At 69.2% G+C, this 788-nt stretch carries 1 protein-coding gene; it reads right to left on the reverse strand.

Annotation, left to right across the window (positions count from 1 at the left end):
- Positions 1-624: acyl carrier protein (locus JK364_RS54510; RefSeq protein ID WP_307841737.1), on the reverse strand; the 624-nt coding region annotated here is incomplete at its 3' end.
- Between the last annotated feature and the right edge of the window lie 164 nt (positions 625-788).

Genomic DNA, 788 nt, shown 5'->3' on the forward strand with positions numbered 1-788 from the left:
GAACCCGCAATCGAACTCCCCCGCCCCATACAGAAACCCACCCTGATCGACATAACTCGAATCAGGACGCTCCCCCGTCACATCGACCAGAGAAGCAAGATCCCAACCACGATCACCCGGAAAACCCGAAACAACATCACGCCCCTCCGCAACCACACCCCACAAATCCTCCGGAGACCCCACCCCACCCGGATACCGACACGCCATCCCAACAATCGCGATCGGCTCGTGCCACGCCGCGTCGACGGACCGCACCCGCACGTCCTGCTGGGTCCCGTGCAGGTCGTCCAGCACCTTCCGCGCCAGCACAGCCGGGGACGGATAGTCGAAGACGAGGGTGGCGGGGAGCCGCAGTCCGGTGGCCTCGTTCAGGGCGTTGCGGAACTGGACGGCGGTCAGCGAGTCGAAGCCCAGCTCGCTGAAGACGCGCCGGGCATCGACGTCTTTCCCGGACGCGAATCCGAGCACCACCGCGACCTGGGCGAGAACAAGGTCGAGCACGGCCTGTTCACGCTCGTCCTCGGGCAGGGCGGCCAGCGTCCGCCGCAGCTCCGTCGACCCGGCACCGGCCGTGCCGCTCCGGCGGCGGGCGGCCGGGACCAGACCGCGCAGCACCTCGGGCACCTGGTCGCCGTGGCCCCGAAGGGCACGGAGGTCAAGCTTGATCGGCACCAGTGCCGGGTCGCCGTGCGCCACGGCGGCGTCGAACAGCGCGAGGCCGTCGTCGGCGGACAGCGGCCGTACGCCGTCGCGCTCGATCCGGTTCCGGTCAGTGTCGTCCAGCTTCG

Origin of the sequence: Streptomyces endocoffeicus (assembly GCF_016741935.1) — a bacterium.
Taxonomy (GTDB): Bacteria; Actinomycetota; Actinomycetes; order Streptomycetales; family Streptomycetaceae; genus Streptomyces; species Streptomyces endocoffeicus.